Below are 12,591 nucleotides of genomic sequence, written 5' to 3'. Positions count from 1 at the left end.
AGAATTCGTAGTCCACTACGAAGTTCTGTTCACGACCTTCGGCGCCACCGTGGCCCGCTCCACGGAGTTCAGCGCGCGCACATGTCCACGCGGCGCACTCGCGCCACGACTGCGTAGGGTCACTGTGCGGGGTTCGTCGGGCGCCAGGTGGAACCACGAGTCCGACACCTCGAACCCGTCGATATCGACGCAGACGTACTGCGCTGCCCACTCGGAGCGAACCGTCAATACCCAAGTCCCGGAATCCGATTCGGAGACCTCGGCTTCCAGGCCCACGGTGTTCTGACGGCTCTGGACGCCGACGAGCGAAGTAGTTCGCGTCACCTCCACGCCACTGTCGTCGAGGAAGAGAACGGTGACGGCCGAGTAGGTTCGCCGGCCGAAGCGATAGGTATGATTGACATCCGTGAACGTGCCGACGATGGAATCCACGGTCAGTTCGATCGACGCATTCGCGTCGACGCTCACCGTCCGCTCGAACTCGTGACTGCCCCTCGAGGCGTGCAGTACCGCTCTAACGGTGCCCGAACGCGCAGGCCCGTCGTTGACCAGCTCCACCGAGTAGCCGTCGAGTCCGTTGTCGGACAACAGCAGTGCCACCGGGGCACTTGCCCGCGCCAACGCGTAGAAGGGTGCCTTGGGCATGCCTGCGGTGTCGACGATGCCCCAGCCCGCCCCGGGCACGGTGTCTCGTAGCGTCAGCACCAGCGCTCCGGAGCACCCCGAGGATCCGCGACGCCAGTGGCCGAACGCTTCGGTGAACGCTTCGACGATCGCAGCCCTACCGTAGTCGAGGTACAGCTCGGGATCGTCCCGGCGGATCAGGTGCGGGTCGACGCCGAAGATCGTGCGCACGTAGTGATCTCGTACGTCTTCGAAGTCCCACGACGAGCCGCGATCGCGCGGCACGGCGGCTTTCCAATCCGGATGATGCCCGGCCACAGCCGCGGACCCGAAGAATTTCTCGACCGATGCGCGTTCCGGCGGCACTGCGAAGGCCAGACATTCTGCCGCGAAACGCACGCCGGCAGTGCGGATATCGGACAACGGACGGAGATATCCGCCGACGCCGAAGTAGTGCGCGATACCGTCACCCACATGAGTGTGCAGTTCACCCTTCACACTGGACGGGCTCGACGTCACGTAGGCGACCGCCGACAGGCGATCGGCCAAGAATTCGGGAACGATACTGTCCAGCATCGCCATTCGTTGATCTTCGGCAGCGAGTCCCAACATGGTCGGTTGCTGCTGCGTCTCACTTCCACCACTGACGACCATCAGAGCGGGGTTGCCCGTCACGGTGTCGGCGAACGCGCCCAGCTCGCGTACGACCGATGCCGTGAACGCCTCGTCGGTGGGCGGGTCGACGGTGCCGAACATGACGTCCTGCCACACCATGATGCCCAGTTCTGCGCACAGTGACCAGAATTCGGGTTGCTCGTACACCAGGGTGCCGACCACTCGCACCATGTTCAGGCCGGCCGACCGGAGCTGTTCGAGAGCGACCCGCAGGTCCGCCTCCGGTGACCACAGCCGCACCGGATCCAAAGGGGTCCAGGTGCCGCCGCGACAGAAGATGTTCTCGCCGTTGACCACGAGTTGCGCGCCGCCCGCCGTGCGATCCAGTTCCACCGTGCGGAAGCCGACATCGCCCAGGGGGTGAGCGATGCCGTCGATCTCGAGCGAGACCCGGTACGTTCGCGGCGTGCCGTGCGTGTGTGGCCACCAGAGTTCGACGTCGGGCAGCGTCACCGACCGGTCGATGTGCTCGACCGAACCCAGTTCGACAGTGTGAATCGAAGACATGCTGTCGTTGATCAGGATTCGAGCTTCTCGCGGCGAATCCAGCTCGGCGCGCAGAACCACGATTCCATCGGTACCGGACACCACCGTGGACAGTTCGCTGCGACGAACGTCGGGGATCGCTGTCATCGAGACCTCACGCCACGGTCCGACGGGTACCGGCAGCGGACCGTACACCGGGGCACGGCCCAGCATCGTCGTGCGCTCGTGCCGCAGACCCTGCGCAGCGATCATCGACGACCGCCAACGTCCGCGGGGTCGTCGAGACTTCAGATGTGCGGTCAGCGATTCGATGTGGACGGCGATGGTGACGGAGTCACCACAGTCCGTCAGATCGAGAGTCTCGGGAACGAACATCGACGTCACAGTTCTGCGATGGAGGCCATCGATCCAGATCTGGGCGCGGGTTGCTATGCCCCCGAATCTCACTCGTGTCCGGCGGTGATCACCGGTGTCGACGTCGGCGACGAACCACCAGTCGTGATCGTCCGGATTCACTGCGAGCGAGTCTCCGAGCGCGGTCGCCACGGTGCCCGGTACCGCCGCGTCGATCCAGTCGAGATCTTCTCGTAGGTCACCGGGGTCGAGAACGGAACCGGCGTCGGTTCGAGCCAACCGCCACCGAACGCCGTCGAGCAGATCGATCACGCGGCCAAGGCACCTGCCACGAGATCCATGGCTGCCATCCAGTTCTTGCTCATCTCGACGAGTGGTTCGTCGAGCACCACGTGCCGGCCGCGTGCGGCACGCGCCATCCGGAATTGGACGGCTTTGGCACCGGACGCAGCGTCGAGGAAGTGGGGCGCAGCGGCGGCGGCACCCGCCACACCGCGACGCTCGAGGTATTCCACGTAATTGGCAGCAAGTTCTGCGGTGGCTCCGAACTGACGGAGCAGACCGAACGACCACAGGTGAAACGCGTCGGGACCGGCAGTCTGTACGAGTGGAATGTCGGCGACGATGCGTCGGGCAAGAGTATCGACCGGATTTCCAGGTGCTCGACGAGCCAGATGTGCGCGAGCGACGTCGAGGTCTCGGTCACCGAAACCCGCCTCGAGTACCGCGGAATCCACACGGATCTGCTCGACGTAGGGCAACAGCACCTCGGCGTGCGGTTCGGGAGCGAGGTTGAAGATCCCGTCGAAGTCGGCCCCGGTGAGTTCGAAGTAGCCTCGATTGTGGAAGTACCCCATCACCTTGTCGTCGCGGTTGACGAGGTTCGGCACGATGGTGGTCTTGGTGTGCTGATTTCGGTAGCTGGTTCCGGCAGTATCGGGCAGCCAGAAACCGTCCACTTCGACTGTGACGTGAATGCCGTCGTCCAGGCCTTCGACGACGTGCTCGAGCACCGGCCGCCATACGTTCATCTCGGCAACGCCGATTCCGTACAGGGTGCGCAGATCCTCGGGCATGATCTTCACGAAGTCCCACTGCCGTCCGTCGCACCCTGCACTCAGCACGAACGCGAGCGCGGGAGTGGGGTCTGCGCCGAAGGAATGCAGCACTTCGATCCACAGATCGACATAACAGTTGGTTTCGGTCCAGATGCGATCGTGGTTGTGAATCGAGTGCGGTCGATAACTGATGGGATCGAGTTCGAGGACTCGCAAGCCGGCTCCGAGCCTGTCCAGCACTGCATCGTTCGACATGAAGCCTCTCCTACCGGATCGAATGTCGGACGGTCCCCGAGCCGCATTTGTCCGTATTGCGTGTATCCAGACCCCTAATCCTAACGATCGGGTTTGTTCTTCGCACCAGATCGAGCGGTAAGATTGTTTTACACGGACGAACTATCTTCTCGGCCACCATTTCGACAACAGCGGTATCGGGCCCCGAAAACGGGGGCAGTCACACAGCGAACAGTCGGTTCCGCGCCGGTAATGTCGGTGCGCAGCTTGTTCGTGACGGCACTTGCATATCGGCTCTGAGCTGGGCACATGCCGAGTGTAGACAACACTTGTCACATCCATGCTCAACTCGGGCACGCAACAGGAGGTACCGCGGCGATGCGCCGTTTTGCAATCAGCGCAGCGCTGGTCGTCGGCTGGGTACTGATCGCCGCCACCCTCGGAATGTTCGCCGTACGGCAGATAGGTGTGACAAACATCACTTTGGTGGCGCTGGTTGTCGCAGCTCCGTACATCGGCGCCGCCTCGCTCGCCGCCCTGATTCTGTTCGCCGCTGCTCGCTCACGCATCGGGTCGGCCGTTGCTCTCCTGATCACACTCACGGTCGTCGGCGTGCAGGTGCCGATGTTCCTGCCCGACGGCCCCGACAACTCCGGACCCGAGCTGTCCGTGCTGACCGTCAACGTCGCGCACGGCGACGCCGATGCAGCAGCCATCGTGAATGCTGTCCGCGACAACGATGTCGACATCCTCGCCGTCCAGGAGCTGACACCCGACGAGGTCGTCGACCTTCGGGCGGCCGGCATCGACGGGCTGCTTCCGTTCTCTTTCACCGCTGCGCTGCCGATAGCCGACGGCACGGGCCTGTGGAGTCGCACCCCACTGACCGAGGGCACCCGTCTCGACAATTTCGGGTTCGTACCGGTCCAAGCACGAACCAACGTCGACGGGCAGGATCTGACCCTCGTCTCGTTCCATGCGATGTCGCCGGCCACCCGCAGGCACACGGTCGAATGGGATGCCGATCTGGCCAGAATGCGGTCGATCATGGAGACCTACCGGGGCACCGTGGTCGTGGCGGGCGATTTCAACGCCACCAACGATCACCGGCAGTTCCGCACGCTGGCGTCGTCCCCGTTCTCCGACGCCGCCGACGCGGCAGGCGCTGGCCTGTTTCGTACGTTCCCGTCTGATCGTCCGCTGGCGCGGTTGGATCACGTGGTGACGAGCGACGATGTTCGCGCCCGGTCGGTCCGGCCGTTGGCGATTCCGAAGAGCGATCACCTGGCCGTTCTCGCCGAGTTGCAACTGCCCTGAGCCGAGCCGACGCGCAAGCCGCTAGAAGCGCGGCAACTCGATGACCGGTGGCGGCGGCAACTGGATCTGCGGCAACTGGATCTGTGGGAGACCGGGAATCAGCGGGGCCGGGGCAGGAGCGGGCGCAGGGGCAGCAGGCGGGTCGTACTCCGGCTCGGAGTACGTGCGTGCCGGAGCCTGCGCGGCCTCGGTGGTCGGCGGCACGGTGGTGGTCGGCGGCGCACTGGTGGGCGGCACCGTCGTTCTCGGGGTCGTGGGCTCCGCCGTGATCGGAGCAGTCGTTTCTGCCGGCGCGCTCGTGGGATTGGTAGAGCCGCCGCCGTAGCCGAGAGACAACCCGAGGGCAGCGACCGCAACGAGACCGCCCGCGACGAGTACCGCGCCGCGGACCTTGCGCTTCGAGTCGGCCGGCTTGTCTCCCGTGGGTTCGGGGCTCAACCAATCCGGGGCTCCGGTCAACGACGCGGGCTCGGACGGCGACGTCCGGACGCCTGGTTGCGAACTGGGCCGCCGCGGCGCGTCGGCCACTGGAGTCGCCAGCAGTGCCGCACCGCGGGCAGCCACCGATTCCGGATCTGCCGGAGTGATGATCGGAAGGCCGATCCACGCTCCGAGAATCGACTCCACCAGGGGAATGCGTGCTCCACCACCGATGAGAACGAGGGCGTCGACATGTTTCGGTGATCGTCCGATGACGTCGCGCACCAGTCGGGCCGAATACTCGATCGGAACGGTCACCAACGACTCGAACGATTCGCGGGAGATGAGGATGACGCCACCCTCGCCGGGAAGGCACACCGCGCCGCTGGTCGAGAGCTGTTCCTTGGCCACGCGGCAGCGCGCGGTGAACTCGCTGAGCTCCTGATTGTCGGCAATGTCCACGCCCTGCTTGGCGAGCTGGTTGTCGGAGATGAGTCGATCGAAGTCGTCACCGCTGATGTCGATGGTGCGCTCGGCGAGGAGTACCTGACCGGTACCGCGGTCGATGACGCTGATCGTCAAACCGGAGCTGCCGAGGTCGTAGAGCCCGATGGTGCCGAAGTGTCCGAGCTCGCCCGATGCCTCGAGATACTGCAACGCGGCTCGCGCCTCGGGCACCAATCGGTAGTTGTAGAGCCGCTGGCTCGCCATGGCCTGTTGTATTTCGCCGAACTGCTGCTGATCCCGGTACGCGACGCCCGTTGCCTGCACCGGACCACTGTCACCCGGTTGCGACAGCACCACTCCGATCGACTCGGCGGCCAACTCCTCGGCGCGATCCCAGTAGGCGTCGACGGTGTCGTGATGAAAGCCCAGGCGACCGGAATTCTGAGGGCGCACGTCTGGTCGAGCCATGCGCACCGCACTGGCTCCCACCGAGACACCGAGAACTTCGGTCATTACCCGCCTCTTGTCGACTTCCCCGCGAACACACGCCGAGACCGAATGTCACGAACCAGTCTCGATCCCCCCGAAGGCACACTGTAGCGCGTCCTGCGACCGCACCACAGTGTCGCCGTACCGAGCCATGCCGGCCACTCGAGCAGTCTCCTCGAGCACGACCCGATCGGGCACCCGATCACGCCACTACAGTTTCGGCATGCGCGTTCTGTTCGTTTGTACGGGGAACATCTGCCGCTCGCCTACGGCCGAGCGGCTTGCTGCCGCATTCGCCCACGAGGGCGGGTTCGAGTTGACCGCGAGCAGCGCCGGAACCCAGGGTTTGACCGGTCATGGCATGGATCCGACGGCCGCATTGGTGCTGACGCAGCTCGGCGGCGATCCCGACGGTTTTGTTGCCCGACGCCTCACGCCGGTCATCGCCGCCGACGCCGACCTGGTCCTGACGATGACGGCAGCGCATCGCGATGCCGTTCTCGCGATCTCGCCCCGGCAGATGCGTCGTACGTTCACCCTGCTCGAGGCGTCCGGTCTGGCCGCTGCGTCGGGTGCACACTCCGTTGCCTCCCTCGCCGACGCACGGGCGGTACATCATGTCGACACGCTCGACATCGGTGACCCGTATCGGCGCGAGCAGTCGGAATACGAGCACGCCGGGGAGCTGATAGCGGAGGCACTACCGACAGTTCTACGGTTGTCGCCGCAGTGAACGTCCACCTCTCGTCGCTTCGCTCGCTGAGGTAACGTTCTCGCATCATTGCCGACCATCCGGGTTCGGCCACGGCGTAAGGGTCTGTGCATGCGCGACAAGGTCATCGCGTTGGCAGCTGTGGCGAGCGCTGGAGTGGCCATCGCCGTCGGCCTCACCATCGGCGCTCTGGGTGGCGCGTTCGACGACACGAGTCAGACGGTTCGTCCGCCCGCGCTGAAGTCGGACGACCTGAGCTCGGTCGCGACGTCGCCGAGCTCGACGATCGTGATCGTGCCGCCGTCCCCCACCTGGCAGGTTGCGGTGCCCACTACCGCTCGGCCCACGACGACCACTCCGGACCGGTCCGAGACCACGACGCGAAACTCCCGCCGCACCACCCGACCGGACCGAACGACCACCACGTCGGAGGACGATTCGAACGAGGACAGCACGACCACCACGGAGTCCGACTCCGGACGGTAGGAACTGGCCGGAGCTCTATGCAGGCATTGCGGTGGTGTCGCCGATTCGCAAGGCGGCCACGAGTTCTCGGTACAAGGAGTCGGTGTTCATGAGCTCTTCGTGGGTACCCCGCGCGCGGACCACTCCGTCCTCCATCACGAGGATCGTGTCGGCATCGAGCACAGTGGACAACCGGTGCGCGATGGTGACGACAGCAGACTCGGACGCGATGTCTCTGATCACCTCGTGAATGGCGGCCTCGGTACGCCCGTCGACCTGGGCCGTCGCCTCGTCGAGCAGGAGTATTTCGGGTCGCCGAACGATGGCTCGCGCCAACGCAATTCGTTGACGCTGTCCGCCGGAGACAGTGGAACCGATCAGGTCCGTGTCCAATCCGTCGTCAAGCGCGCGGATGGCCGAGTCCAGATGCACCGATTCGAGTGCCGCCCAGATGTCGGACTCGCTGGCCTCCGGGTGACTGAACAGCAGGTTCTCCCGGATCGAGCCGGGGATCACCGGTGTCTCCTGCTCCACGTAGGACAACCGGGCTCTCACCTCGTCGATGGTCAGGCTGTCGTACGGAGTGCCACCGAGACGGATCTCTCCGCTCTCGGGCGTCAGGAAACGCAGGATCAACGAGAACACGCTCGTCTTGCCTGCACCGGACGGACCCACGATCGCCGTGTGCCCGCGTGCCGGTACCTCGAGATCGATACCACGCACGGCGGGCTCTCGACCGGGTGCGTATCGGGCTGTGACGCTTCGGAATTCGAGAGCGGGAGCGACCTCTTCGGTTCGCACCGAGGGCATCGCGCCCTCGTCGCCCACTTCGGTGACCAGGTCGTCGATCTGGCGGATCCGGGCCGCTGCAGCCATGCCTGCCTGCAGTGCGGTGATGTTGGTCGCCAGAGTCTGGACCGGTCCCATCACCTGAAAGGCGTAGAGCAGGAACGCGATCAGACTCGACACCGCCAGCGCTCCGGTGCTCACTCGATAGCCGCCGAGCCCGAGTATCCCGATGATCGCCAACTGCACCCCGCCGCCGGCGAAGGTCCACGCCAATGCCGAGATCTTCACCGCGCGCACACTGTGCTGAGCAGAGGTACGCGCCTCGGAGATCACCCGCTCCGATTCGCGCGTCTCGGCCCTACTCGACTTGACGGTACGGATGGCGCGCAACGTACCGTCGAGAATCCCGCCCAGTCGACCCACTGCTTCCTGGGACTGGCGCTGCGCCACGGCAATCGGCGGCATGAGGCGCGCGAACAGCACGGCGATCGCGATGATGGCCGACGCGATCGCACCGAGCAGCACCAGGTCGAGCACTGCCATCAGAATCAACGCGCCCACCAGGCCCACCACGCTGTTCACTATGGCCACCAGTGCATTCGACGCGGCTTCTCGCAGAAGCACGGTGTCGGAGGTGACTCTGGTGACGAGCTCGCCCGTCGGTCGCGTCCCGAGGCTGCCGACCGTGGAACCGAAATACTTGCGCACGATGGATTTGCGGGCGTCCAGAACGATTCGTTCGGCCAGGACCCCCAGGACGATCCACTGCAGATACAGCACCACAGAACCCACGACGAGCAGACCCACCAGCAGCGCGATCGGTGCGATCAGCGAGGCGTCTGTACCGAGGCCGTCGAGAACCCCCTTGGCGACCATCGGGGTGGCCAGAGCAGCACCGGTGCCGACAAGTCCGAGAGCCATACCGAGCAGAAGGGTGCGCCGATGCGGGCGAACGAAGTGCCACAGCACACGGAGGTTGGGGAGAGTTATCTTCTTCTTCTCGGCGGTAGCGATCTGCAGGTCGACCATGTAACCAGTGTGCCGGACCGATCAGGAACTGCGGACCGCATCCCAGATCATGTGCACCGTGGTGCCGTCCTGATCGGAGGTCACGGCGGCGCTGTCGGCCAGCGCCCGCATCAGCGGAACGCCACGTCCCCGATTGGGGTCGGAGTTGTGCGACGCCCAATCCCCGCGATCGATCACTTCGACCTCGATCCGACCCTGCGGAGCGCACACGACCCGAATGTCGAGAGTCCCACGATCCGTGCGGTCTCGGTACGCGTGCTCGACACTGTTCGCGATCGCCTCGTATGTCGCCAACACCACGTCGTACGCGCGGTCCGAGTCGATGCCTATGCCGTCCAACCACTCACCGAGCTCACGACGAAGCTCCGACGCTCGATCCGCATCGGCAGGCTCGCCCGTGAACAGCAGTTCTTCCATTCGCGCGCCTGCCGTCGAGATCGAACTGTCGGTACGTGAGTCGTCACCTCCGGAAAGTGTCGCCATCATGAATCCCGTCTACCCAAAAGTTCAGGATCTACCCTTACGAAGTGCAACGAATGCTTCGTCGACCGTTGCATAGATGCCGAACACGCCGTCCAGACCGACCAGAGTCAGTGGCCGCCCGGTGGCGGGACCGTCCGCGACCACCGCAAACCCCGCCTCGCTGCCGAGTTGCTGATGGGTGGACGCCAACAACGACATGCCGGCCGAAGCGAGGAATCCCACATCACTGAGATCGATCACCACGGCCGTCGGCGATTTCTCCAGTACGAGAGCAACCGACTCGGACAAGTCGGGAGCAGTCACCAGATCCAGTTCACCGGACACGGCCAACACCACATCCTGATCACGCCATTCCACAATCACATCGAAGTGCTGAGGCCCCAGGCCCGTATCGTCCGAAGTCACACGGCGACTTTACCCTGGTCCACCCCCGCCGACTTTCCTACGATCGGCCGAGTTGCCCCACTCCCATTAGGCTCGCTTCGGTGATCGAGGGACTGCAGGGAGCGGACCGTCGTCGTTCGGTCGGCGAGTACGCCGCGGTCACCGTCGGCGGCGCGGTGGGTGCGGCGATGCGGTACGAGATCTGGACATGGCGCGCAACGCCGAGGTGGCTGTTGATGAGCACGTTCGGCGTCAACGTGTTCGGCTGCTTCGTCGTCGGCGCTGCCCTCGGCTACCTGTGGGGACGACCCACACCGGTCCCCCGCGCCGGACTGTTCGGGCTGGCCTGCGGTTTCACCACTTTCAGCCTGTATGCCTTCCAGGCGGTGACGCACCGCGGCGCATGGAATTCGGTGGTCTATCTGCTGGGAACGCCGGTACTGGCATTGATCGCGATGGCCCTCGGAGTAGCGATCACCCGACCCAGGACCACTCCATGACGACGATCGCCTTGGTGGCAGCGGGAGGCGGGGCGGCGGCGCTCACGCAATTCGTGTTCACGTTCGCGATCAGGTCTCGGCGACGGTTGTCCGCCCTCAATCTGACGGCCTGTGCAGCGCTGGGACTGGTGTTCGCAATCGATCCACCGGACGCTCTCCGATCGCTGGTGGGCATCGGTTTCCTGGCGTCGGTGGCCCCGATGGCGGCGGTTGCACTGCTCACGCTCCAGCTCGCTCGCACGAAGCAGTACCGCAGCGCTACAACATTCTTCGCCGCCAATTCGGTTGGAGGTATCGCTGCGGTGATGTTCGGAATCCTGGCATGGAAGTCCGGTATCACGCTGTACTACAAGGTTGCCTGATCCGCTCGAGTCAGTCGTTCGCCGAGTTCTCGCACGGCCCCTGCACGCTCGCCTTGGCGAACCCGGCGATTTGGTAGAGGTAAGTGAATTCCCATTCGACGAGGGAGAAGTCGTAGGCACGTGGCGTCGGACGCATCGTGACGGTGCCGTCGAAACACTGATCGAATATGTATCGGGCGCGGGGTAGGTGGTAACGCCACGTGACGACGATGACATGGTTCCACCCGCGCTCGCGCGCGAGGTCCTCGGTGAACATCGCCTCACCGCGTGTGGTCGACGGCGACGGCGGAATACACAGCACCTCGAACTGCGACGTGGAAGCCGCGCAGTACTTCTTCATGGTGGGGTCGCTGGATCCGTAGGGATCGGAGAGCACCACCGTCTTCGCGAGTCCTTGCTCGGCAAGAGAGATGCCGTAGGCCTCGCGGCCGTCGTGCTCGCCGCCAAGTACCACGATGGCATCGGCGGTGGTCAGCGGATCGACGCGGGCTTTGGTGAACGCGATGTATCCACCGACGCCCACCAGCGACACCAATACAACCGGGATCGCGAAGGCGAGAAGCAGCAACAAGCGTCCACGGAACACCTCACCAGGTTAGGGAAGGTGTTCCGTGTACGCGCGGTCAGAGACTCGAATCACTCACTCGGCTGCGGGACGGTCACGTTGCAATCGGTGACCTCGGGGTTGATGCCGAAGTAGTTGAGCGGTCCCGCTACGACGGTCAGGGCGATCGTGCCCGCGCCAGCGCAGTTGTCGGGTGCGCTCTCGAAATCTCCACGCTGGTACGACGCGAATGCGCCGATGATCAGCCAGACGAGAACGATCAACGTTACGAACCTCATGGTGCCCCCTTAGGCGGTCAGCCGCCGTTCGGCTGTCGAGAGTTACGTATGTCCGATTGTCGCAGTCTTCAAACCGCAGTCATTCGTTCTGCCTGGACAGCGTCTGCGACAGATAGTCGCTCAATGCCTGTTCCTGGACGCGATCGAGTGCGCGAGCCAGCTCTGCCTGCGCAGATTTCATCGCCAGGCTGCGCATCTTCTCGAACATCTCGGTCGTCTCGGCCACCTCCCCCGACTTGGGAAGCCAACCCGGACCATGTCTCGCGGCCAGATGGTCGGTCACACTCCCCACCATCGACTCCGCGATGGCGTTCATCTTCGACGCGGTCCGCTCGTGCTGGTCGAGCAGCTGTTCGAGGGTGAAGCCGTACTGGCTCAGATCGACGAACACCTCGAGGAGAGTGGGGTCGAGGATCTCGGCCTGATCCCCGTCGATCCTGATCAGTTTCGCGTCGATCAGTCTCGCAACGATGTCGTCGTTGTCCTCACCGAGAAACTGCGCAATCAGTTCGACAGGAATGATCGTGGTCTCGGCCGAGGACCACTTGCGAGTCACGATTTCCTGCAGGCCCAGGATCTCTTCCAGGTCCTTGCCCTGCTCCCAGCCAGCGAGAAAATCGGCAATGTGCGCCGAGGTGAAACCCCGCTGGAGCAGCGAGTCGATCACCTTCAACCGCGTCAGGTGATCGTCACCGTAGATACCGACTCGTCCTCGGAGCGTGGGCGGCGGCAGTAGTCCACGCTCCTGGTACGCCCGCACGTTGCGAGTGGTCGTCTTGGCCTCTCGAGCCAAGTCGTCGATTCGATATTCCACCGAGCTCCCTACCTCCGCCGCGCGTCGAACCACAGGATATACGTCGACCACGCGGCGGATGGCGGACCCGAACGTCATCTCGGGAGATGCCATGTCGCTTCTTCGG

At 64.3% G+C, this 12,591-nt stretch carries 14 protein-coding genes; 5 read left to right on the top strand and 9 right to left on the bottom strand.

Translation table 11 applies throughout. From position 1 onward, the window contains the following. Nucleotides 1-15 precede the first annotated feature (15 nt). Both CH275_RS18665 and CH275_RS18660 read right to left on the bottom strand, forming a co-directional pair. Nucleotides 16-2,451 (bottom strand): glycoside hydrolase family 2 protein, encoded by a 2,436-nt coding sequence (locus CH275_RS18665; RefSeq protein ID WP_094679783.1) that lies wholly within the window; start codon nucleotides 2,449-2,451, stop codon nucleotides 16-18. Then, nucleotides 2,448-3,452 carry a DUF1839 family protein gene (locus CH275_RS18660; RefSeq protein ID WP_094679782.1) on the bottom strand — a complete coding sequence of 335 codons (1,005 nt, stop codon included), beginning with the start codon at nucleotides 3,450-3,452 and terminating at the stop codon, nucleotides 2,448-2,450. The genes CH275_RS18665 and CH275_RS18660 overlap by 4 nt, the downstream gene beginning before the upstream one ends. A 357-nt stretch (nucleotides 3,453-3,809) precedes the next feature. Between CH275_RS18660 and CH275_RS18655 the strand changes: the two genes are divergently transcribed. Further along, nucleotides 3,810-4,748 carry an endonuclease/exonuclease/phosphatase family protein gene (locus tag CH275_RS18655; RefSeq protein WP_094679781.1) on the top strand — a complete coding sequence of 313 codons (939 nt, stop codon included), beginning with the start codon at nucleotides 3,810-3,812 and terminating at the stop codon, nucleotides 4,746-4,748. Nucleotides 4,749-4,769: 21 nt separating this feature from the next. Here CH275_RS18655 and CH275_RS18650 read toward each other — a convergent pair whose 3' ends face one another. Beyond that, nucleotides 4,770-6,128 carry an Hsp70 family protein gene (locus tag CH275_RS18650; RefSeq protein WP_094679780.1) on the bottom strand — a complete coding sequence of 453 codons (1,359 nt, stop codon included), beginning with the start codon at nucleotides 6,126-6,128 and terminating at the stop codon, nucleotides 4,770-4,772. Between the two features lie 199 nt (nucleotides 6,129-6,327). Here CH275_RS18650 and CH275_RS18645 point away from each other — a divergent pair, with 199 nt between their 5' ends. Together CH275_RS18645 and CH275_RS18640 are read left to right on the top strand one after the other, a co-directional pair. Then, nucleotides 6,328-6,837 carry an arsenate reductase/protein-tyrosine-phosphatase family protein gene (locus CH275_RS18645; RefSeq protein WP_094679779.1) on the top strand — a complete coding sequence of 170 codons (510 nt, stop codon included), beginning with the start codon at nucleotides 6,328-6,330 and terminating at the stop codon, nucleotides 6,835-6,837. A 90-nt stretch (nucleotides 6,838-6,927) separates the two neighbouring features. Next, nucleotides 6,928-7,302 (top strand): hypothetical protein, encoded by a 375-nt coding sequence (locus tag CH275_RS18640; protein WP_094679778.1) that lies wholly within the window; start codon nucleotides 6,928-6,930, stop codon nucleotides 7,300-7,302. Between the two features lie 15 nt (nucleotides 7,303-7,317). Here CH275_RS18640 and CH275_RS18635 read toward each other — a convergent pair whose 3' ends face one another. The 3 genes from CH275_RS18635 to CH275_RS18625 are packed head-to-tail and all read right to left on the bottom strand — an operon-like array spanning nucleotide 7,318 to nucleotide 9,942. After that, nucleotides 7,318-9,099, bottom strand: coding sequence for an ABC transporter ATP-binding protein (locus CH275_RS18635; RefSeq protein ID WP_094679777.1), 1,782 nt, complete (start codon nucleotides 9,097-9,099; stop codon nucleotides 7,318-7,320). Between the two features lie 21 nt (nucleotides 9,100-9,120). Beyond that, the gene (locus CH275_RS18630; RefSeq protein WP_094679776.1) at nucleotides 9,121-9,585 is read right to left on the bottom strand and encodes an ATP-binding protein; all 465 of its coding nucleotides are present in this window, start codon (nucleotides 9,583-9,585) and stop codon (nucleotides 9,121-9,123) included. A 21-nt stretch (nucleotides 9,586-9,606) separates the two neighbouring features. Further along, nucleotides 9,607-9,942: an STAS domain-containing protein gene (locus tag CH275_RS18625; RefSeq protein ID WP_373453723.1), complete on the bottom strand. Its 336-nt coding sequence runs from the start codon at nucleotides 9,940-9,942 to the stop codon at nucleotides 9,607-9,609. A 125-nt stretch (nucleotides 9,943-10,067) separates the two neighbouring features. On the opposite strand from CH275_RS18625, the gene CH275_RS18620 reads away from it, so the two are divergent. Beyond that, complete coding sequence (locus tag CH275_RS18620) at nucleotides 10,068-10,466, top strand: fluoride efflux transporter FluC (protein WP_094679775.1); 399 nt, start codon at nucleotides 10,068-10,070, stop codon at nucleotides 10,464-10,466. Continuing rightward, on the top strand, nucleotides 10,463-10,828 hold the full coding sequence (locus tag CH275_RS18615; RefSeq protein ID WP_094679774.1) for a CrcB family protein: 366 nt from the start codon (nucleotides 10,463-10,465) through the stop codon (nucleotides 10,826-10,828). The genes CH275_RS18620 and CH275_RS18615 overlap by 4 nt, the downstream gene beginning before the upstream one ends. 10 nt (nucleotides 10,829-10,838) lie before the next feature. On the opposite strand, the gene CH275_RS18610 is transcribed toward CH275_RS18615, so the two are convergent. From CH275_RS18610 to CH275_RS18600, 3 genes are all read right to left on the bottom strand, one after another. Beyond that, entirely contained in the window at nucleotides 10,839-11,414 is a 576-nt protein-coding gene (locus tag CH275_RS18610; RefSeq protein ID WP_094679773.1) for a YdcF family protein, read from the bottom strand. A 50-nt stretch (nucleotides 11,415-11,464) separates the two neighbouring features. After that, nucleotides 11,465-11,671: a hypothetical protein gene (locus CH275_RS18605; protein WP_094679772.1), complete on the bottom strand. Its 207-nt coding sequence runs from the start codon at nucleotides 11,669-11,671 to the stop codon at nucleotides 11,465-11,467. Nucleotides 11,672-11,750: 79 nt separating this feature from the next. After that, the gene (locus CH275_RS18600; protein ID WP_256991113.1) at nucleotides 11,751-12,578 is read right to left on the bottom strand and encodes a MerR family transcriptional regulator; all 828 of its coding nucleotides are present in this window, start codon (nucleotides 12,576-12,578) and stop codon (nucleotides 11,751-11,753) included. Nucleotides 12,579-12,591 lie beyond the last annotated feature (13 nt).

Origin of the sequence: Rhodococcus sp. 06-235-1A, from assembly GCF_002258785.1 — a bacterium.
Taxonomy (GTDB): Bacteria; Actinomycetota; Actinomycetes; order Mycobacteriales; family Mycobacteriaceae; genus Rhodococcoides.
This window is presented reverse-complemented; position numbering and strand designations above follow the sequence as displayed.

Coding starts and splice junctions, on each gene's coding strand:
- CH275_RS18660 (WP_094679782.1), bottom strand. CDS start 3,452: ATGTCGAACGATGCAGTGCTGGACAGGCTCGGAGCCGGCTTGCGAGTC.
- CH275_RS18655 (WP_094679781.1), top strand. CDS start 3,810: ATGCGCCGTTTTGCAATCAGCGCAGCGCTGGTCGTCGGCTGGGTACTG.
- CH275_RS18650 (WP_094679780.1), bottom strand. CDS start 6,128: ATGACCGAAGTTCTCGGTGTCTCGGTGGGAGCCAGTGCGGTGCGCATG.
- CH275_RS18645 (WP_094679779.1), top strand. CDS start 6,328: ATGCGCGTTCTGTTCGTTTGTACGGGGAACATCTGCCGCTCGCCTACG.
- CH275_RS18640 (WP_094679778.1), top strand. CDS start 6,928: ATGCGCGACAAGGTCATCGCGTTGGCAGCTGTGGCGAGCGCTGGAGTG.
- CH275_RS18635 (WP_094679777.1), bottom strand. CDS start 9,099: ATGGTCGACCTGCAGATCGCTACCGCCGAGAAGAAGAAGATAACTCTC.
- CH275_RS18630 (WP_094679776.1), bottom strand. CDS start 9,585: ATGATGGCGACACTTTCCGGAGGTGACGACTCACGTACCGACAGTTCG.
- CH275_RS18615 (WP_094679774.1), top strand. CDS start 10,463: ATGACGACGATCGCCTTGGTGGCAGCGGGAGGCGGGGCGGCGGCGCTC.
- CH275_RS18605 (WP_094679772.1), bottom strand. CDS start 11,671: ATGAGGTTCGTAACGTTGATCGTTCTCGTCTGGCTGATCATCGGCGCA.
- CH275_RS18600 (WP_256991113.1), bottom strand. CDS start 12,578: ATGGCATCTCCCGAGATGACGTTCGGGTCCGCCATCCGCCGCGTGGTC.